13 protein-coding genes are annotated in these 18,954 nt (G+C 66.7%); 8 read left to right on the top strand and 5 right to left on the bottom strand.

The genetic code is table 11. The features are described 5' to 3' along the window. Positions 1 to 108: 108 nt before the first annotated feature. The 7 genes from ACQKLX_RS07730 to ACQKLX_RS07700 all read left to right on the top strand — a co-directional run bounded on the left by ACQKLX_RS07730 (position 109) and on the right by ACQKLX_RS07700 (position 11,486). The gene (locus ACQKLX_RS07730) at positions 109 to 1,968 is read left to right on the top strand and encodes an ABC transporter ATP-binding protein (RefSeq protein ID WP_427360992.1); all 1,860 of its coding nucleotides are present in this window, start codon (positions 109 to 111) and stop codon (positions 1,966 to 1,968) included. Beyond that, positions 1,965 to 3,695: an ABC transporter ATP-binding protein gene (locus tag ACQKLX_RS07725; protein ID WP_427360990.1), complete on the top strand. Its 1,731-nt coding sequence runs from the start codon at positions 1,965 to 1,967 to the stop codon at positions 3,693 to 3,695. Before ACQKLX_RS07730 ends, ACQKLX_RS07725 begins: the two co-directional genes overlap by 4 nt. Beyond that, positions 3,695 to 4,939 carry an MFS transporter gene (locus tag ACQKLX_RS07720; RefSeq protein WP_427360988.1) on the top strand — a complete coding sequence of 415 codons (1,245 nt, stop codon included), beginning with the start codon at positions 3,695 to 3,697 and terminating at the stop codon, positions 4,937 to 4,939. Before ACQKLX_RS07725 ends, ACQKLX_RS07720 begins: the two co-directional genes overlap by 1 nt. Next, complete coding sequence (locus tag ACQKLX_RS07715) at positions 4,936 to 7,146, top strand: TonB-dependent receptor (protein WP_427360986.1); 2,211 nt, start codon at positions 4,936 to 4,938, stop codon at positions 7,144 to 7,146. The genes ACQKLX_RS07720 and ACQKLX_RS07715 overlap by 4 nt, the downstream gene beginning before the upstream one ends. A 9-nt stretch (positions 7,147 to 7,155) precedes the next feature. After that, positions 7,156 to 7,560: a hypothetical protein gene (locus tag ACQKLX_RS07710; protein WP_427360984.1), complete on the top strand. Its 405-nt coding sequence runs from the start codon at positions 7,156 to 7,158 to the stop codon at positions 7,558 to 7,560. A 354-nt stretch (positions 7,561 to 7,914) separates the two neighbouring features. After that, on the top strand, positions 7,915 to 8,811 hold the full coding sequence (locus tag ACQKLX_RS07705; protein WP_427360982.1) for an ABC transporter substrate-binding protein: 897 nt from the start codon (positions 7,915 to 7,917) through the stop codon (positions 8,809 to 8,811). Further along, complete coding sequence (locus ACQKLX_RS07700) at positions 8,808 to 11,486, top strand: ATP-binding protein (protein WP_427360981.1); 2,679 nt, start codon at positions 8,808 to 8,810, stop codon at positions 11,484 to 11,486. Before ACQKLX_RS07705 ends, ACQKLX_RS07700 begins: the two co-directional genes overlap by 4 nt. Here the strand turns inward: ACQKLX_RS07700 and ACQKLX_RS07695 are convergent. From ACQKLX_RS07695 to ACQKLX_RS07675, 5 genes are all read right to left on the bottom strand, one after another. Continuing rightward, positions 11,483 to 12,199 carry a response regulator gene (locus tag ACQKLX_RS07695; RefSeq protein ID WP_427360979.1) on the bottom strand — a complete coding sequence of 239 codons (717 nt, stop codon included), beginning with the start codon at positions 12,197 to 12,199 and terminating at the stop codon, positions 11,483 to 11,485. The two genes, ACQKLX_RS07700 and ACQKLX_RS07695, sit on opposite strands and share 4 nt — an antisense overlap. Positions 12,200 to 12,427: 228 nt before the next feature. Continuing rightward, positions 12,428 to 13,369 carry an ABC transporter permease gene (locus ACQKLX_RS07690; RefSeq protein ID WP_427360977.1) on the bottom strand — a complete coding sequence of 314 codons (942 nt, stop codon included), beginning with the start codon at positions 13,367 to 13,369 and terminating at the stop codon, positions 12,428 to 12,430. Further along, positions 13,335 to 14,294 (bottom strand): ABC transporter permease, encoded by a 960-nt coding sequence (locus ACQKLX_RS07685; protein WP_427360975.1) that lies wholly within the window; start codon positions 14,292 to 14,294, stop codon positions 13,335 to 13,337. Before ACQKLX_RS07685 ends, ACQKLX_RS07690 begins: the two co-directional genes overlap by 35 nt. A gap of 141 nt (positions 14,295 to 14,435) precedes the next feature. Continuing rightward, entirely contained in the window at positions 14,436 to 16,223 is a 1,788-nt protein-coding gene (locus ACQKLX_RS07680; RefSeq protein ID WP_427360973.1) for a peptide ABC transporter substrate-binding protein, read from the bottom strand. A 132-nt stretch (positions 16,224 to 16,355) separates the two neighbouring features. Next, positions 16,356 to 17,240, bottom strand: a complete 885-nt coding sequence (locus ACQKLX_RS07675; protein ID WP_427360971.1) for a LysR family transcriptional regulator — start codon at positions 17,238 to 17,240, stop codon at positions 16,356 to 16,358. Positions 17,241 to 17,384: 144 nt separating this feature from the next. Here ACQKLX_RS07675 and ACQKLX_RS07670 point away from each other — a divergent pair, with 144 nt between their 5' ends. Next, positions 17,385 to 18,944, top strand: coding sequence for an ABC transporter substrate-binding protein (locus tag ACQKLX_RS07670; RefSeq protein ID WP_427360970.1), 1,560 nt, complete (start codon positions 17,385 to 17,387; stop codon positions 18,942 to 18,944). Positions 18,945 to 18,954 lie beyond the last annotated feature (10 nt).

The raw sequence follows: 18,954 nt of genomic DNA, 5'->3' as shown, positions 1-18,954 counted from the left end.
GTTCGCGCCCGCAAAGGAAAAACACCGGACCGCAAAGGCCGGGCGCGTGGAGCCCATCCTGGTCGCGCCATAGAACGGCCGCAGGTTCAGCGGTTCAGAAGTTTTCCGGTGACGGCAACAGATCACGACGAGACGGCCGGCGTCGCCCGGACACAACATGAAGCGGCGGCCAGTGCGCCCGTCTCGCTCGGCGCAGTTGCAGGGCGGCTGCTCGCTTTGATGCACCGCCGCCGCGGGCTGCTCGCGCTCTCGATTGTCTGTGGCACGGCCGCCGCGCTGCTCTCATTGACGCCTTATCTCGCGGCGGCGCTGGCGCTTGCGGCCCTACTCGACGGCACCGCGAACGGAAGCTGGCTCGCTTTCCTCGGGCTGGTGGCCCTCGCCGGCGTCGCTGGGCGCCATGCTCTCTTCGCCCTCTCGACTGGGCTCTCCCACCACATCGCCTTCGCCACGCAGGAGGAACTGCGCCTCGAGTTGGCCGCCAAGCTGGCGCGGGTGCCGCTCGGCTTCTTCGACGATCGCTCCAAGGGTGAACTCCGCACCGTGCTGCTCGACGATGTCGAGGGTGTCGAGGACGGCATGGCCCATCTCGTGCCGGAGTTCAGCGCGGCGATCGTCGTGCCGGTCGTCGCCATCCTGCTGCTCGCGCTGATCGACTGGCGCCTGACCATCCTGGCGCTGCTGCCGCTCTGTCTCGGCATGGTGCTGATTGGCCGGGTGATGCGGCAGGGCGAGGGCGTCACACGCGACTATCTCCAGATCCAGGCGCGCATGGCCGAAACCGTGGCGGAGATGGCCGACGGTCTGCCGACCGTGCGCGCCTTCAACCAGGACGGCCAGGCGACCGCCCGGGCGCGACGCGCTTTTGCGGAGATGACCGAGCTCTCCGAGAATTGGGCGCGCCATGCGGTGGTGCCCGGATCGGTCGCGCAGGTGCTCTTGACCAGCCACCTGCTCTTCGCCGCGCCCGCCGGGCTCGGGATGGCGGCAATGGGCTGGATCGGCACCGGCACTCTCGCTGCCTTCCTTGCCGTGACCTATGGGCTCGGCGACGTCTTCTCCTCGCTGCAGGGCATCAGCCATCGCCTGATGAAGCAGGTCGAGCTGCTCGACCGGATCGACGCGGTTCTCGCTACGCCCGAATTGCCGGCGCCCACCCAGGCGAAGACGCCGGCTGACGCCTCCGTCCGCTTTGTCGGTGTGACCTTCAGCTATGGCAGCCGGCGCGTGCTCGACGGGATCGAGCTCGAGGTCGCGCCTGGACGCTGCCTGGCTCTGGTTGGGCCGAGCGGCTCGGGCAAGTCGACCCTGGCCCGTCTGATCGCGCGATTCCACGATGTCGAGGCCGGCGCCATCCAGATCGGCGGCGTCGACGTCCGGAAGATCGCGCCGGATGTCCTCAACGCCCATGTCGCCTATGTCTTCCAGGACGTCTTCCTGTTCGCCGGCACAGTGGCGGAGAACATCCGCCTGGCGAAGCCCGCGGCCTCCGATGATGAGGTGATCGCGGCAGCGCAGGCCGCGCAAGCGCACGACTTCATCTCGGCCTTGCCGCAGGGCTACGACACCCTGATCGGCGAACGCGGCTTCGGCCTCTCCGGCGGCGAGCGCCAGCACATCTCGATCGCGCGCGCCATCCTCAAGGACGCACCGATCCTCATCCTCGATGAGGCGACCGCCTTTGCCGATCCGGAGAACGAGGCGCTGATCCAGGACGCGATCGCGGCGCTCGCCCGGCAGCGTACCCTGATCGTGATCGCGCATCGCCTGCACACCATCGCCCAGGCCGACCTGATCGCGGTGCTCGATGGAGGGCGCGTCGCCGAGCAAGGCTCGCATGCCGAACTCCTGGCGAAGGACAGGCTCTATGCCGCGATGTGGCGTGCGCAGGAGGAAGTGCGCCGGCACCGCCATGCCTCCGGTCAGCCCGATGCGCCCGTCACGGCTCGCGAGGAGAGCCTGGCATGAAGCTCCTCGTCTTGCTCCTCGCCCATCTCGGCCCGGCGCGCGGATCCTTCCTGCGCGCCATGCTGTTGACCTTTCTCGAAGGGCTCGCCGCCGCCCTGCCGGCGCTTGCGGTTGCGCTCGGCCTGCTGCGCCTGCATCAGGGCAATGCCGATGTCGCGGCGATGCTGCCCTATGCAACCGCCGTCCCAGTCGCAGTAGCACTGCGTATGCTGCTGATCCGCCGCGCCTGGGCCAATGGCTTCCATGCCGGCAACGTCGTCACCGAGACGGTCCGTAACCGCTTGCTCGACCGGATGCGCGCCGTGCCGATCGGTGCCTTGCAGCGCTGGAGCGCCGCCCGCCTTGCGACACTGTTCAGCGAGGATGGCCGTTGGATCAACGAGGTCTCGACCTTCAGCCTGAACCGCCTGTTCGGTGGGCTCGCCGCAGGTGCATGCCTGCTTGCCTGCATTTTTGTCTTCGATGCCGTGACCGCGCTTGGCGTCGTCCTCGCCTTCGGGCTCGGGCTCCTTGCCATGCCGGTCACGGGGCGCGTGCTCAGGCGGCTTCTGTCGACGCGCAACATCGAGATCGCCGGGCTGAACCAGCTGATCGGCGAATATGGCGAGGGCATCGCCGTGTTCCGTTCCTTCTGCGCCGGCGATGGCGCCTTCGCTCGCCTCGCCGACGCAGCCCGGCGCATGCGCAGGCTGATGCTCGATTCGACGCCGCAAGTCGTCTCACTGCAGGGGCTCGCCGCCTTCGCGATGACGCTCGCTCTGCCGTTTGCACTCCTCGCCTTCACCTGGCGCGGAGAAGCGGGACTGTCGCTCTCTCTGGTGCCGGCCTTCTTCCTGGCGCTGGCGGCAAGCCAGGCGCTGGCCATGGCGGTGCTGCCGCAGGCGCTGGTCGTCATGCTTGGCATTCAGGCCGAGGCCAACATCTCGCGCTTTCTGGCCGAGGCCGTGCTGGGTGGGCATGTCACCGAGGCCGGAGGGCCGCTGGCGCTGAAGCTCGACGGCGTGCATCTGCGCTATGGCGCGGACAAGCCGGAGGCTGTCAGCGATGTCAGCTTCGAGGTCAGGCCGGGCGCAACGGTCGCCATTGTCGGCCCGAGCGGGGCCGGCAAGTCGAGCCTGCTCGCCTTGATGCTGCGCTTCCTCGATCCGACCTCCGGGCGCGTCCTCCTCGGTGGCACCGATCTCTCGACGCTCGATCCCGCCCGGCTGCAGGCGCTGACCGGCTTCGTCAATCAGGACGTCCATCTCTTCCGCGACACATTGCGCGCCAATCTCCTGCTCGGCGATCCGCAGGCCAGCGAGGACAAGCTCAGCTCTGCGATCCGCGCCGCCCGGCTGGAGGAGCTCATCGCCGCGCTGCCGGGCGGGCTCGACACACGCATCGGTGAGGGCGGGCGTACGCTGTCCGGTGGCGAGCGTCAGCGCGTCGCCGTCGCTCGCGCCTTGCTGAAGGATGCGCCGATCCTGCTGCTCGACGAAGCCTCCTCGGCGATGGACCCGCTCAACGAGCGCGCCATCCAGCAGGCGATTGCCGTGCTGGAGGACGGCCGCACCGTCGTCGTCGTGGCGCATCGCCTTCGCAGCATCGCCGGCGCCGACCAGATCCTGGTGATGGCAGCCGGCCGGATCGTCGAGCGCGGCCGGCATGAGGAGTTGCTGGCGCTGGGCGGCCTCTACGCCCGGCTCTGGCAGGCGCAGGACCGCGCCGCCGGCTGGAGGCTACGTTGATGACAGCGGTAACCGAGAGCGTCCGGGCGAGCTCATTGGGCGCCGGCGGCATGCTGCGGCTCGGCATCGGCGCGGTCTACGCCGCCGCGGCCGTACCCCTGTTCTTCATCTACAACATCCTGCCGGCGAGCCTGCGCCAGGCCGGCCAGCCGCCCGAGATCGCCAATCTCGTCTTCCTCGCCTATCTGCCCTTCGCACTCAGGGCGATCTGGGCGCCAATGGTTGACCGGCTCGGCCGGCAGCGCGCGCCGGTCTACCGCCTGATCGTCCTGATCTGTCTTGCACTCGCCGTCCTCGGCATCGCCTCGCTGCTCGCCTTCTCGCCAGCCAGCGGCGCTGTCTCGATCACGCTCGCGGCGACCGCCCTGATCGTGCTGATCGCGACTGCGACGATCGCCCTCGACGGCTATCTGATGGCGATGCTGCCGGCGGTGGAGCGGGCACGCAGCGCCGCGTTGCAGGGCGGCGGCTTCGCGCTCGGCGGGCTCGCCATGGGCCTCGGCATCCTCGCCTGCGATGGCGCCGACTGGCACGTCGTGATCTGGTTGCTGATGGGCGTCATGGCTGCCCTCGCTTTGCCCGCGCTGGCGTTGCCGGTAGCGGCGCTTCCTTCCTTCGTGCCTGAGGCAACAGAGACCACGCGGCGCGGCGTCTGGCGCTTCCTCGTCGGTGCAGCGTCGCGGCGGCGGGTCGGCCTTTCGCTGACGTTGCATGGCGGGCTCGCGCTCGCCGGCGGCATGCTCCCGGTCCTGCAGGTCGATGCCGGCCTCAGCCTCGGCCAGATCGCATTGGTCTCGGCGGCGGGCGCCAATGGCGTCGGCCTGATCGCCGCCTGGGCGACGGGCCTTGCCCTGCAACGCCTCAGCGCCTGGCATATGGCGGCAGTGATCAGCCTCGCCTCGGCGCTCAGCTTCGGCGCGATAGCGCTCGCCGCGCCCAAGGTGGGTCCCTTTGCCGCGATCGCACTGTCGCTGCTGGTGATGGCGCTCGGCTACGCCTTTTTCGTCATCTTCCGCGCCCTCGTGCTGAAGGGCTGCGGCGGCCCGCGTGGCGCAACTCAGGCCGCCACCCTCGCGAGCCTCGACGCCTTCGTCTCGACCGTCTTCGCGATCCTGGCCGGGCTGGTGATCGGCCGCTTCGGCCTGCCGGCCCTGCTTTGCCTCTCCGCCCTGCTTTGCGCCGCTGGAGCCGCTCTCGCCTTCGGCGCCGGGCGCAGCGCCGACGAAATCGACATCACGCCATGACCAACCGGAGCAAGACCCAGATGGGCCGCCCTATTCGTGCTTTCCGCCTGCTCGCGACCACGGCGCTCGCTGCCGCCATGCTTCCGGCCGCCGACATCGCCTTGGCCCAGAGCACGATCGAGCTCGACGAGATCACCGTCACCGCGCGCAAACGCAATGAGCGGCTCTGGGACGTGCCCTTCACTGTCGATGCCCAGACTCGCCAGCTTCTCGACGAGAAGCGCGCCTATGACGCCCCCTCGGCGCTGAAGGACGTCGCGGGCATCTATATGCCGGGCTTCGGCGACCGCTCGACCTCGTTCCTGATCATGCGCGGCGTCGGGCCGATCCTGTTCCCGCTCGGCCCGGATGATTCCTCGGTGCTGACCTTCATCGATGGCGCGCCGCTGCCGATCGGCTCCTCCAATGCCAACTATCTCGATCTGGAGCGCGTCGAGGTGCTGAAGGGGCCGCAGAGCACGCTGTTCGGCCGCAACACCACCGGCGGCGCCGTCAACCTCGTGCCGGTGCAGCCGGAAGAGACCTGGAAGGGCTATCTGCGCACCGAATACGGCACGCAGAACCACCGCATGCTCGAAGGCGCAGTCGGCGGCCCACTGATCAAGGACAAGCTCGGCGCCCGCCTCGCCTTTCGCCTGCGCGGCATCGACGGCTACGTCAACAATGTCGCGGGCCCCGATCTTGGCCGCGAGCAGAGCGCCACGGGCCGCCTGACGCTGCGCTTCACGCCGACCGATCGGACGACCTGGACGCTCAGCGGCAGCATCGATTCCTCGGACGGCGTGCCGGTCTACTACGCGCTGAAAGGCGACGGCTTCCCGATCCAAGCGGCGCAGAACCTGGGACGCGAAGTCACGAAGAACTATGCCTTCCAGTCGAAGTTCGAGCACAGCTTCGAGCACTTCACCTTCACCTCGCAAACCTCCTACAACGCGATCCGCGCCGACCTGACCTATAACGGCGCCGACTATTTCCTCGGCAGCCGCATCACCGGAATGCCGACCAGCGCCTTCACCAACATCGCCGGGAATTATTTCGACCGGAACATCGACCAGACCCGCTTCACCCAGGAGCTGCGCCTGAACTCCAATCCCGGCGACAAGCTGCAATGGGTCGCCGGCGCCTCCTACTATCAGGACAGGGCGAAGCTGTTCTCGATGCGCAACGTCTTCCTTTACGGGCCGGCGGTTTCGGGCTTCGACAACCTGCACCAGACCACGACCGGTCAGGCGATCTTCGGCGAGGTGACCTATCCGGTGATCGAGAAGCTGAAGCTCTCGCTCGGCGGCCGCTACACCCGCGAGCAGAAGGACTATGACGGTCAGTTCTACAGCGACGGCACGCCCGGCACGGTCCCGGTCTTCGTCGAGGCCGGCAAGAGGGACTATAATTTCTGGACCGGCCGCGCCTCGCTCTCCTATGAGTGGAACGACAAGTTCATCAGCTATGCCAGCGTCTCGCGCGGCTATAAGAGCGGCGGCTTCGGCACCTTCAACTCGCTGATGTGGGCGGGCGTGCCACGCACCCCCTACGATTCCTCGAGCACGATCGCCTACGAGATCGGCAGCCGTGCGTCCTTCCTCGACGAGCGGCTGAAGGTCTCGGCAGCGCTGTTCTACAACGATGTCAGCAAGGAGCAGATCCTCGCCTACGACCTGCAGAACTTCGCCCAGCAGTCCCTCAATCTCGACACCGAAAGCTACGGCGTCGAGCTCGATGCGAGCTGGCGCATCACCGACAACTGGGAACTCGCCGGCGGCATCACCTATACCTCGACCGAGATCACCGACGTGCCGGCAGCCGCGGCCGCCGCGCAGGTAGGGCTGAAGAAGGGCAACCAGCTGCCGCAGGTGCCGGAATGGGCCGGCAAGGCCTCGGTGACCTATCGCGCCCCGCTGGGCACGCTCGGCATCGCGGCCTTCGGCCCGGCGAACCTGCTCGCCCGCGTCGGCTACAACTATATCGGCCCGCGCTATTCGGAAGCCGGCAACCTGGCCAAGCTGAAGGCGGTGCATCTGCTCTCGGCCCGGCTCGGCGTCGAATGGGGGAAGGGCGAGGCCTATATCTTCGGCGAGAACCTGCTCGACAAGCGCTATGTCACCTTCGCCCAGCCCTATGGCACCAGTGTGCAGACCGGCGCTCCCGTCTACGGCGCGGTCTATGCCCGCGGCGCGACGATCGGCGCCGGTGCCAGCCTGAAGTTCTGAGGGGCGGCGATGAGCATCATCGACGCCTCGTGCTGGCCGGTCGTGCGCTGGACCATGCCGGCCGTGATCCCGGACGCAGAGGCGGACGACCTGCTCGCAGCGTTCGACGCGCTGCTAGCCCGCGGCGAAGGCTTCGTCCTGATCTTCGACGGCGCCGAGCGGCCGGAGCAGTCGTCTCGCTTCAACCGGCTCTACAAGGACTGGTTCAAGCGCAGGCGCAAGGATCTCGGTCGGCTCGTCGCCGGCGCGGTCCGGGTCGAGCCGAACGAGGCCAAGCGCAAGGCCCTGCTCGGCAAGCTGCTCAACGCAGCGCTCGCCGCGTTCATCCCCTATCCGTTCAAGGTTGTCGGGTCGGAGATCGAGGCGCAGCAGGTGGCCAGGAAGTGGCTTCGCGCCCAAGAGCGAGGCCCGTAGAGGCGCGGCCTTGAAACGTCGCACCAATTCCGGTCGCTCAAGATGTCGCCAGACTGAATTGCCCATAGCCAGATGCTCGCAGAGCAAAGCATGGGCGCGCGAGCGGGCTTTCCGCAATCGGGTGAGATTGCCAGGCTGCCGGAGCGGTCGTGCCGGAGCTTGCGCAGCGGCTATTGCTCTCGACGCAAGTGGGCGGAGCGTGTCAGATTGCCGTCAGGGGAGCGGCCGGGCTCCGTCCTTCATCTGGTTCGCTGCATGCACCGCCGCTCTCTCCTGGTTGCCTTGGCAACATGCGGTCTTGCTATACCGGGGCGGGCGGTCCGTTCGGCGGAGCCGGCCAAGCGGATTTCGATCATGGTCGGGCTGCCGCTCGACCACCCTGTCGTGAGTGCACGGATCGGCGAGCTCTATCGGCTGCTGGCCGAGCGCGGCTGGATCGAGGGCAAGAATCTGCGCATCGGCTGGAGGGCGTGGGGGGCAAGTGGCGCCGAGCTTGCCCGGGCCGCCGCCGAGGTGGTCCGCGAGGCGCCGGACATCATCGTCGTCGGCTCCAGCGCCGAGACTGCGGCGGTGCTGGCTGAGACCCGGCGGATTCCCGTGCTGTTCTCGACGGCCTCCGATCCGGTCGGAAGTGGATTCGTGCGCTCGCTCGAACGTCCCGACGGAAATGCCACCGGCTTCAGCAACAACGACCCGGCCATGTCGGAGAAATGGGTCGAGCTGCTGACCGAGATCGCGCCGGCGACGCGCCGCATCGGCGTGGTCTTCAATCCGCGCACGACACCGGCGGCCGGCGCGACCTATCTCGCCCGCCTGCGGGCGGCCGCGCCCGCAGGCGGGCCGGCCTTCGAGACCCTCCAGGTGACCGAGCCTTCCGCCATCGACGGCATGATCGCGGGATTTGCCGGCCAGGGAGCGGGCGGCGGCCTGGTCTTCCTGCCGGATAGTTTCACCTTCCGCCATGCCGCGCTCTGCACCGCCGCCGCGGCGCGCCTGGCCCTGCCCGCCGTCTATCCATTCGACACCTTCACCGTGCAGGGCGGGCTGATGTCTTATGCAGGAGCGCGGGAGGAGACGGCCGAGATGGTCGCCTCCTATATCGACCTGATCCTGCGAGGGGCCGACGTCGCCGAATTGCCGGTGCAGTTCTCGCGCAGCTTCGAGCTGGTCATCAATGAAAAGGCCGCTACGGCCCTCGGGCTCGTCCTGCCGGCTTCGCTGCGGATTCGCGCGCAACGGATCCTGTCGTGACGCAGGACGATCTGACCGGGCAGAGGCACCTCCCACGCCGACGCGGCGAGCTCGCCCGCAAATACGCGCTCTTCGTCGGCGTCGCGATCTGTCTCGCGCTCGGGCTCAACACCGCGATCGCGACCTTCTTCGCCTTCTCGGACCAGAGAGCGCTCCTGGTCCGGGTCCAGCAGGAGCAAGCCAGGGCGGCGGCTCAGAAAATTGGCGCTTTCGTCGCCGAGATCATGAATCATCTCGACTGGGCCTCTCAGAGCGGCGCGACCAGCAACTCGCCCGAGGAGCGCCGGCTCGACGGCCTGCGGCTGATGCGGCAGGTTCCGGCCGTCCTGGAGTTGCGCCTGATCGATCCGTCGGGGCGCGAGCAACTCTTCCTGTCGCGCTATGCGCGGGACCGCGCGGATGGCGGCTCCGACTGGTCGACCGATCCGGGTTTCCAGGCAGCCCAGGCTCAGGGCAGCTTCCACGGCGAAGTCGAGTTCCGGCGCGGCTCGGAACCGCACATGGTGCTGCTGAGGCGTGCGGCTTCGCCTCCGAACTGGACCGCGCGGGCGACCGTCAATCTCGTCTTCATCCGGGAGCTGGTGTCCCGGCTCAAGGTCGGCGAGGCCGGGCGCGCCTATATCGTCACGCGCTCGGGCCGGCTGATTGCGCACCCCGACCTGCGCTTCGTGCTGCGCAACACCAATCTGGCGGCGCTTGTGAACGCGCATGAGGCTGCCGGTGTGGCGAGGGCCGGGCTTTCGGTGACGGATATCGAGGGCAGGCGCGTCCTGTCCGTCATGACTGCCGTCCCGGACGTCGACTGGAACGTGGTGATCGACCTGCCGGAGAGTGAGGCTTTCGCGCCGATCCATGCCTCGATCCTGCGCTCGCTGATGCTTCTGCTGCTGACGCTGCTCGTCGCGGTGCTGGCCGGCATCATGATCAGTCGCAGGCTCGTCGCGCCGATCAAGGTCCTCGACGAGGGCGCGGCGCGGATCGGCAAGGGCGAGCTCGACGCGCGGATCGCGATCCACACCGGCGACGAGCTGCAGGAGCTGGGAGAGCAGTTCAACGTGATGGCCGAGCGTCTCGCGGAAAGCCGCGCGGTTCTGGAGGACAAGGTTGCCGAGCGCACCGCGGCACTGGAGCAGGCCCTGCGACTTGCCTCCGCCGGGCAAAAGGCGGCGGAGGAGGCGACACGGGCGAAGTCGCGGTTCCTGGCTGTGGTCGGGCACGATATCCGCACGCCTCTCTCCGGTGTCCTCGGCGTGCTCGAACTGATCGATCGGCGCCGCCTCAGCCAACGCGACCGCCGCCTCGTCGCCATGGCCGCGACCTCGGGCGAGGCATTGGTCGACCTCGCCAATGCGACGCTCGATCTGTCGCGGCTGGAGGCCGGGACCGAGAGCCTCGATCGGCGGGATTTCGACCTTGGCGCGCTTCTCGGCGCCGCGGTGGCGTTGATGCGTCCGCTGGCGGAGCAGAAGGGGCTCGTCCTGACGCTGCGCCCTCCATCCGAGGAGCTGCGCCTGCATGGCGATGCCGGCAAGATCCACCGCATCCTGGTCAACCTGCTGCGTAACGCGATCAGCTTCACCGAGCGGGGGAAGGTGGAGCTCGCCGCCGAGCTGCAGCGCGTGCCTTCGGAGAAGAGCCTCGAGCTGAGATTGGACGTGCGTGACACCGGCATCGGCATCGACCGGGCGATGCAGCGCCAGATCTTCCGGGATTTCGTGCAGGTCGACCCGGAAACGGGGCGGCGCAATGGCGGGGTCGGGCTCGGCCTGGCGATCTGCAGCAAGCTGGTGGAGCTGATGGGCGGTTCGATTTCCGTCGTCAGCGCCAAGGGGCAGGGCAGCGCCTTTTCGGTCAAGCTCCCGGTGGTCGCGGCCAAGGCCGCGGCTCGACCGGGCGACGTCGCGACAGGCCAACTGCAGGCGATCCTCGTGGTCGACGACGATCCGGTGACCCGCGAAGTCGCGCGGCTGATGGTCGGCAAGGCCGGCCACAAGGTGCAGGCCGCGGCCTCCGGCGAGGCGGCCCTCAAGACGCTGCGCAAGCGCGCCTTCGATCTTGTGCTGCTCGACATGCACATGACCGGGATCGACGGCATAGAGACCGCCCTGGCGATCCGCGCGCTGCCCGGCATCACGCAGCCCCGCATCGTCGCGCTGACGGCGGATGTCTCGCCGGAAACGATGCGGCGCATGCGCGCGGCGGGGCTGACGACGATCCTGTCGAAGCCGATCACGTCCACGGCCCTGCTGCAGGTCATCGGGCGCGGCAGCAACCGTGCCGGCCGGAGCCAGGTCGTTGCCCTGTCGGCCGAGCAGCCCGTCGACGTCGTGTTCTTCCGGACGCAGCGCCGCCTGATCGGGCATGAGCGTACGCGGCAGCTCGTGACGCTCTTCGCGACGGTTTCCGAGGCGATCCTGACAGCGATGCAGGCCGCCCTGTCGGCTCCCGAGCGGAGCGAGTTGAGACGATTGGCTCATCAATTGGCAAGCTCGGCCGGCGCGGTCGGCCTCGGGCAGGTCTTCGCGCTCGCCGCCGCACTCGAACGCGACGCGGCGAGCGCGGAGCAGGAGGCGCTTGCGCTTGCAGTCGAGGGGCTCGGGCTGGCCCGCGGCGATGCCCTGGCGGCACTGGCCGGACTGGAGGACGAGGCGCCTGTCGCGGCGGGAGTCGCCTAGACGTCGCGCTCGACGGGCACGCCGATTTTGTAGCCCTTTCCGCTGACGGTCGCGATGATCCCCGATTTGGCGGTGTCTCCCAGCTTTTTCCGCAGGCGCGCGACCAAGGCGTCGACGCTGCGCGCGTCGACATCGGTGAAGCGGTTGCTGATGACCTCGATCAAGTAGTCGCGGCTGAGGGGATAGCCGTCGCTCTCGATGAGCGCAGCCAGCAGATCGAACTCGCCTCTCGTCAGGCGCATCGGCTCGCCATTGTTCGTCGCGAGCTCGCGGCGGAGCAGGTCGATCGTGAACGGGCCGAAGGTGGCGACGGTGTTGCGGCGCGCCGTGTCGCGCTCGATGCGGCGGCGGCGCAGCAGCGAACGAGCCCTGGCGAGAAGGTCGCGTAGGTCGACGGGCTTGTTGACATAGTGATCGGCGGCGAGCTCGAGACCGACGATCCGATCGACATCGGCGTCGCGCCGGGTCACGAAGATGATGCCGGCATCGGAAACCGACTGGAGCTCCCGGGCGAGCTCGAAGCCGTCGCCATCGGGCAGGACGACGTCGATGAAAATCAGGTCCGGCCTGAAGCGCCGCACCGCCTGCCGGGCCTGGACGATGGTCTCGGCTTCCTCGACCTGGAAGCCCTGGTCGGTGAAATAGCCGGCGATGACCGCACGGGTGACGGGATCATCCTCGACGATGACGAGCCGGTCGCGGATTGCATCCATCAGCTCTGCTTTCCCCCGATCGGTGCTCCGATTCTGCCCGATTCGGCCGAGCGGACGATTCAGCAGAGATCGCTGCGCCGCAAGCGATCGAGAGTCCCATTGTTGACCGCTGTTCACCGTGCAGTCAAAGCCCGGCGGGCTATCCACCGCCCTTCCGCCCGACGTGAGCGAACGATGGAGTAAAAGCACCACCAGGCCGGCTTTACCGGCCTGGCGTGTGTCGCGTGCTCAGATCACCCGGCGCGGGTCGAGCGCGTCCCGTAGACCGTCGCCGATGAAGTTGATCGACAGCACGGTCAGGAAGATCGCCGCGCCCGGGAACAGGGCCCAGTGCGGGGCAGTGTCGAGATGGTCCTTGGCGTCGAAGAGCAGGCGCCCCCATGTCGGGATATCAGGCGGGAAGCCGAGGCCGAGGAAGGAGAGCGTCGATTCCGCGATGATCGCCGAGGAGACCTCGATCGTCGAGGCGACGATGACCGGGCCGACCGCGTTGGGCAGGATGTGGCGCGTCATCTGGCGGAACTTGGTGGCGCCCTGGGCCTTGGCCGCTTCGACGAACTCCTTCTCGCGCAGCGAGAGGAACTGCGCCCGCACCAGCCGCGCCACCGGCATCCAGCGCAGGCCGCCGATGACGACGACGATCAGGATGAAGACGCCGCCCTCGACGCCGAACACCGCCTTGAGCTGCTCGCGGAACAGGTAGATCACCAGCAGCAGCAGCGGCAGCTGCGGCAGCGACAGGAAGAGGTCCGTCACCCACATCAGCACGGGATCGGCGACCTTGCGCGACATGCCGGCCGTGGCGCCGATCAGGACGCCGACGGTGGTCGCGACCACCATGGCGGCGAGGCCGACCGCGAGCGAGATGCGCCCGCCATACATCATCCGCGCCAGGATATCCTGACCGAGATCGTCGGTGCCAAAGGGATGCGCCAGCGACGGGCCCTGCAACGTCGCCGAGAAGTCGATGTCGTTGATCGGGATGGTCCAGATCCAGGGGCCGACGACGACGCCAAGGATCAGCAAAGCGAGGATGACGGCACTCGCCATGGCGAGCTTGTGGCGCCGGAAGCGCCGCCAGGTTTCACGCCCAGGCGAGACCGATATGGCCGCCCCGGCGTTGCCGACGGCCGGATCAGCCGAAGGAGATGCGAGGGTCGAGCCAGCCATAGAGCAGATCCGCGATGAGGTTGAAGAGGACGACCAGGCAGGCGAAGACGAAGGTCACGGCCATGATCACGGGGGTGTCGTTGGCGAGGATCGCATCGATCAGCAGCGAGCCGATGCCGGGAATCCGGAAGATCTGCTCGGTGACGATGGCGCCGCCGAAGACCGCGGGCATCTGCAGGGCGACGAGTGTCACCACCGGGATCAGCGCGTTGCGCGTGATGTGCCGGAGCGTGACCCGCTTCTCGCTCAGGCCCTTCGCGCGCGCTGTGGTGACGTAATCCAGCCGGATCACGTCGAGCACGGCGGAACGGACATAGCGCGTATAGGATGCCGCCTGGAACAGGCCGAGCACCGTGATCGGCATGATCGCTTGGCGGAACATCTCCCAGTACCAGCGCCAGCCGCTGGCGGCGATGTCGGAGCGGTAGACGAAGGGGAACCAGTCGAGCTTGATCGAGAACAGCAGGATCAAAAGCAGGCCGGTGAAGAAGGTCGGCAGCGAGAAGCCGACGAAGGCGAGCGTGTTGGCGATCTGGTCGAAGATCGAATAGGGCCGCGTCGCAGCGTAGATGCCGACGGGCAGCGCGATGCACAGCGCCAGGATCTGCGAGGTTCCGACGACGAAGAGGGTGGTTGGGACACGCTGCAGGATCAGGGTATCGACATTGATGCGGCTGGCGAAGGAGAAGCCCCAGTCGCCTTGCGCCATGGCGGAGAGCCAGCGCAGATAACGTACCATGATCGGGTCATTGAGGCCGAAGCTGGCGCGGAGCGCCTCGCGTACCTCGGGCGGGACGTTGGGATTGGTCGCCATCTCCGAGAACGGGTCGCCCGGCGCCAGCGCCAGGACCGTGAACAGGATCAGGCTGATACCGAGCAGGCTCGGAATGGCGATCAGCAATCGCCTTAGAAGATAGGTCGCCATCAAGGATTCCCGTGAAGCGGGGTGTCGCTAAAGCGAGCCGCGCGAGCCCGATGGCGATGAGACACCAACGGGCCGGATCGGCTCGCGCGGAAGCGGCAGCTCGCGGACGGTATCAGCCGTCCGCGAGCGATTCAGCCAGCCTCAGCTACGATACCAGGCAGCCACGTTCCAGGTGTCGACGTCCCAGCCGCTGTGATCGTGCATCAGGTTGGTCGCCGAGGCGGCGACGCGGGTGCGCGAGAGCAGCGGCAGGATCACATTGGCCTCGCAGAAGATCTCGTCGACCTTGATCAGCAGCGCAGCGCGCTTTGCCGGGTCGAGTTCCTTCTGGGCAGCCTTGTAGGCTTTGTCGGCTTCCGGATCGGAATAACGCGAGACGTTCCGGCCCAGCCACTTGTTCTCCTTGTTGGCGATCTCCCAGGAGGTGAACTGGTTGAGGAAGCGCTCCGGATCCGGCTGCGGCTGGGTGGTCGTGTACATTTCGATGTCGACATAGAGCTTGGTGTAGGTGTCAGGGTTCGCCACGTCGGAGGAGAAGAACACCGAGGCGGTGACCGACTTCAGCTCGAGGTCGATGCCGGCCTTCTGGCAGGCTTGCTTGATGATCGCCTGCGTCTTCTGGCGCGGGGCGTTGATCGAGGTCTGGTAGACGTATTTGAGCTTCTTGCCGTCCTTCTCGCGGATGCCGTCGGAGCCGCGCTTCCAGCCAGCCTCGTCGAGGATCTTGTTGGCTTTCTCGATATTGAACTCGTATTTCAGCTTCTGCGACCGGAACTGCTTGGGCTCGTTGACGAAGCTCGCCGTCGCCCGGCCACCGCGGCCATAGATGAACTTCTGGATCGAATCGCGGTCGATCAGCAGGTTGAACGCCTGGCGCACCTTGGGATCCGACAGGGTCGGGTGCTTGGTCTTGACGCTGGAGCGTTCGCCGTCGACCTCGGTCCAGGGATCGGTGGTGTTGAGGATGATGAACTCGATGTCGCCCGACGGCACGGCGCTGACCTTGCCGCGGCCGCCTGTCTCCATCTTCTTGAGGACCTCGTCCTCGACCTGCAGGTTCCAGGCATAGTCGAATTCGCCGGTCTGCAGCACGGCGCGTGCCGCCGAGACGGCATCGCCGCCGCCCTTGACCTCGATCGTGTCGAAATGCGGCTGGTTCTTGACGTGATAGTCCTCGTTGCGGGTGCCGGTGAGGATGTCGCCCGGCTTGAACTCGGCGAACTTGTACGGGCCGGTGCCGACCGGCTTCAGATTGGCCGGGGCCTCGCGCGACTTGGCGCCCTTGTACTCGCCGAAATGATGCTTCGGCAGGATCTGGCCGACGACGCCGACGAAGGGGTCGGCCCAGAACGGAGTCGCTTCCTTGAAGATGACCTTGACGGTGTGGTCGTCGACCTTCTCGACCTTGATGTTGGTGTAGGAGCCGGTGGTGTAGGCGGCGGTCGCCGGATCGGCGGCGTATTCCCAGGTGAAGACGACGTCGTCGGCGGTGAACGGCTTGCCGTCATGCCATTTGACGCCCTGCTTCAGCTTCCAGGTCACCACCTTGCCGTCTTCGGAGAGCCCGCCATTGGCCCTTGTCGGAACCTCGGCGGCAAGCTGCGGGGTGAGGTTGCCGTCCTTGTCCCAGCCGGCAAGCGGCTCGAAGAAGATGCGCCCGGCGATCTGGTCCTTGGTGCCGCTGGCGAAATGCGGATTGAGCAGCGTCGGAGCCTGCCAGAGCAGGATCTTCAGCGGTCCGCCGCCGCCGGCCTTGGTTGGCTTGTACTGCAGCGACGCCTGCGCCATGGCGACGTCGTTCCAGGCCAGGATCTGCGAAGCGATCGGCGCCGTGATGCCGACAGCAGCCAGCTTGCGAATGAAGGAGCGACGGGAAATCGCACCGTCCTTCACGTTCTCGATCAAGCTGCTCAGCGTACGCTCGTCCATTACAATCCCCTGTTTTGGCTGGCCTATTATGAGATGGCCCGCAGGGAGCCTAATGCATGAGCGGCTCTGCGGCTATGCCCCCTGTCGCCCGCAAATTCCGCAAGCCGCCTGCGCAAGATGCACCCATGCCACTCAGCCGGTCGCGATCTCGCGGGCGAGATTGGCGAGATAGCCGCACTCGTCGGCGGATTCGTTGTTCCACCACATCGCGCAGAGATTGTGCGATGGAATCGGCGGATCGGCTTCGAGCACGCGGAGCGCGAGCTTCTCACCCGAAAGATGAATCATTTCGCGCGGGATCATCGCCGCGCCGGTGCCGGCACTGGCGAGACGGGCGATCACCGTCAGCGGATTGCAGGTGTTGAGACGGCGCGGCTTCAGGCCATGCGCGCCGAACCACATCTGGATGGTGGTGAACAGGCCCGATGGCGAGCTGTTGGTGAAGATCGGCAGGTCGACGAGATTCTCCGGCGTCGCGACTTTCCCGGGAAACGGAAGCCTCTCGCCGATCACCCAGACGAGGTCGATCAGCCAGAGCGGGACGATGGTGACCCCGTCATGTGCGCGCGGCTGCGAGAGGAAGGCGATGTCGATCGAGCGATCGAGCAATAGCTGTTCGAGCTTGGTGCTGAAGTCGACGGTGACGTCGACCTGCAATTCGGCGTGGCGGCGCGCCAGCTGGGCGAGCAGATCGGGCAGGATGGCGGCGGCGAAGGAATCGGCGGCACCGATGCGCAGCAGGCTCCTCCCACGCAGACCTTCCTTGCTGTGGCGCTGCACCTGCTCGGCATGGGCCAGCATGCGCTCGACATCGGCATAGATGGTATTGCCCAGCGTCGTCGGCGCTGGTCGATAGTGTGAACGGTCGAACAATTCGCCGCCGAGGATACGCTCGAGCTCCTTGATGCGCAGGCTGACCGTCGGCTGCGACAGGTTGAGATGCAGGGCGGCGGCACGGAAGCCTCCGAGCCGGGCCACCCAGTAGAACGCTTCCGCCTGACCGAAGGTATAGCGCATGACTCAAGACGATAGTCAGAGGCAATCGAGTGGCAAGCACTTCTTATTTTTAATCGCCGCCCTGGCGCTCTAGCTTTCCCCCGTTCGGCGCGGCGCCGGTCTCCGGCGCCGCCAAGGCATTGCCAATAAAACAGGGGGACTCCGATGCTGACCGTGCCGACAAATCGCCGTGCGTTTCTCGCAGCTGCAGCAGGCGGCGTTTTCGGCGGCCTGCTGCCCGCGAGCCTGCTCCACGCTCAACCGAACAACGGCAAGACGCTGACGATCGTCCTGCCGAGCAACCCGATCACCATCGATCCGATAAACCAGCTCAATCACGACGCCATGGTGCTCGGCCAGACCGTGTTCGAGAACCTGGTCGAATACGATGTCGACGGCGTGCTGAAACCGCAACTCGCCAAGGCGCTGCCGGCGATCTCCGCGGACAAGAAGACCTACACCTTCGAGTTGCGCGACGACGTCACCTTCCACAACGGCAAGAAGATGACGGCGGAGGATGTGAAATACTCCTTCGACTATCTGCTCGATCCCGCCAACAAGGCGGCGCGCCGCTCGCTCTTCACCCGCATCACCAAGGTCACGGTGCTGGATCCGCTCAAGGTCCAGTTCGAGCTGTCGGAGCCCTACGGGCCCTGGCTCTACTTCCTGACCAAATACATGGGCATTTACCCGGCCGGCTCGCGCAAGGAGCATGGCGACGACTATTTCAAGTCGCGTCCCGCTGGCGTCGGCACCGGGTTCGGTGTCTTCGAGGAGTGGAAGCCGAACGACTATATCAGCTTCAAGAAGAACCCGAACTACTGGCGCAAAGGCCTGCCGCACTGGGATCGGCTCGTCGTCAAGATGATCCCGGAGGACGCGACCCGCGTCGCCTATCTGCTCACCGGCCAGGTCGACCTGATCAGTGCCCCGCCGCCGCGCGAGTTCAACCGCCTGAAGACCATGCCGGGCATCACCGGTGCTTCGCGCCCGACGCTGGGCGGTGCGCTCTTGATGTACACCAACAATCTGAAGGCACCCTTCGACGACGTGAATTTCCGCAAGGCGGTCTCCGCCGCGATCGACCGCAAGACAATCGGCGAGAAGGTCTATTACGGGCTGCTCGACCCGTCCTCCGTGCCGGCGCCGGCGCGCGGCTGGTGGTTCAACGCCGAGGCGGACAAGGAACTCGGCTTCGATCTCGACAAGGCGAAAGCCCTGCTCGCCAAATCGAAATACGCCAGCGGTGCAGAGTTCGATCTCAGCATCCAGGCCGAGCCCTATCTGCTCGACACCAAGGACGCGGCGATCTTCGTGCAGGCCCAGCTCGCCAAGATCGGCATCAAGGTCAACCTCAAGGTCTATGAGTTCTCGGTGCTGATCCAGCAGGCGATCCGCGGCGAGCACCAGGCGGCGCTGCAGGTCTTCATGTCGCCGGGCGAGCCGAGCTACATCATGCAGGTCTGCCTGACACCGGAGCAGGTGCTGTCCAAGAGCACGGGCTACAACAATCCCGAGTTCAACCAGACGCTCGCGGCCGCCTTCGCCGAGACGGAGGAGCCGAAGCTCAAGGAGCTCTATGGCAAGCTGCAAACACTCGTCGCCCGCGACGCGCCGCTCGGCGTGCTCGGCTATGTCCATGCCTCCAATCTCTGGCGGCAGACGCTCCAGGATGTAAAGGTCAACCAGGGCCTGACCATCGCACCGGGCGAGATCAAGGTCTGAAGCGAGCCTG

The sequence above is a fragment of the Allobosea sp. NPDC003192 genome (assembly GCF_050275675.1).
GTDB lineage: Bacteria > Pseudomonadota > Alphaproteobacteria > Rhizobiales > Beijerinckiaceae > Allobosea.
The sequence above is the reverse complement of the archived record's forward strand: the minus strand, read 5'-3'. Positions and strand labels throughout refer to the sequence as shown.

Excerpts from the sequence above, each read along its gene's own strand:
- ACQKLX_RS07720 (WP_427360988.1), top strand. The coding sequence starts at position 3,695 with ATGACAGCGGTAACCGAGAGCGTCCGGGCGAGCTCATTGGGCGCCGGC.
- ACQKLX_RS07715 (WP_427360986.1), top strand. The coding sequence starts at position 4,936 with ATGACCAACCGGAGCAAGACCCAGATGGGCCGCCCTATTCGTGCTTTC.
- ACQKLX_RS07725 (WP_427360990.1), top strand. The coding sequence starts at position 1,965 with ATGAAGCTCCTCGTCTTGCTCCTCGCCCATCTCGGCCCGGCGCGCGGA.
- ACQKLX_RS07685 (WP_427360975.1), bottom strand. The coding sequence starts at position 14,294 with ATGGCGACCTATCTTCTAAGGCGATTGCTGATCGCCATTCCGAGCCTG.
- ACQKLX_RS07705 (WP_427360982.1), top strand. The coding sequence starts at position 7,915 with ATGGTCGGGCTGCCGCTCGACCACCCTGTCGTGAGTGCACGGATCGGC.
- ACQKLX_RS07710 (WP_427360984.1), top strand. The coding sequence starts at position 7,156 with ATGAGCATCATCGACGCCTCGTGCTGGCCGGTCGTGCGCTGGACCATG.
- ACQKLX_RS07695 (WP_427360979.1), bottom strand. The coding sequence starts at position 12,199 with ATGGATGCAATCCGCGACCGGCTCGTCATCGTCGAGGATGATCCCGTC.
- ACQKLX_RS07670 (WP_427360970.1), top strand. The coding sequence starts at position 17,385 with ATGCTGACCGTGCCGACAAATCGCCGTGCGTTTCTCGCAGCTGCAGCA.
- ACQKLX_RS07690 (WP_427360977.1), bottom strand. The coding sequence starts at position 13,369 with ATGGCTGGCTCGACCCTCGCATCTCCTTCGGCTGATCCGGCCGTCGGC.
- ACQKLX_RS07675 (WP_427360971.1), bottom strand. The coding sequence starts at position 17,240 with ATGCGCTATACCTTCGGTCAGGCGGAAGCGTTCTACTGGGTGGCCCGG.
- ACQKLX_RS07680 (WP_427360973.1), bottom strand. The coding sequence starts at position 16,223 with ATGGACGAGCGTACGCTGAGCAGCTTGATCGAGAACGTGAAGGACGGT.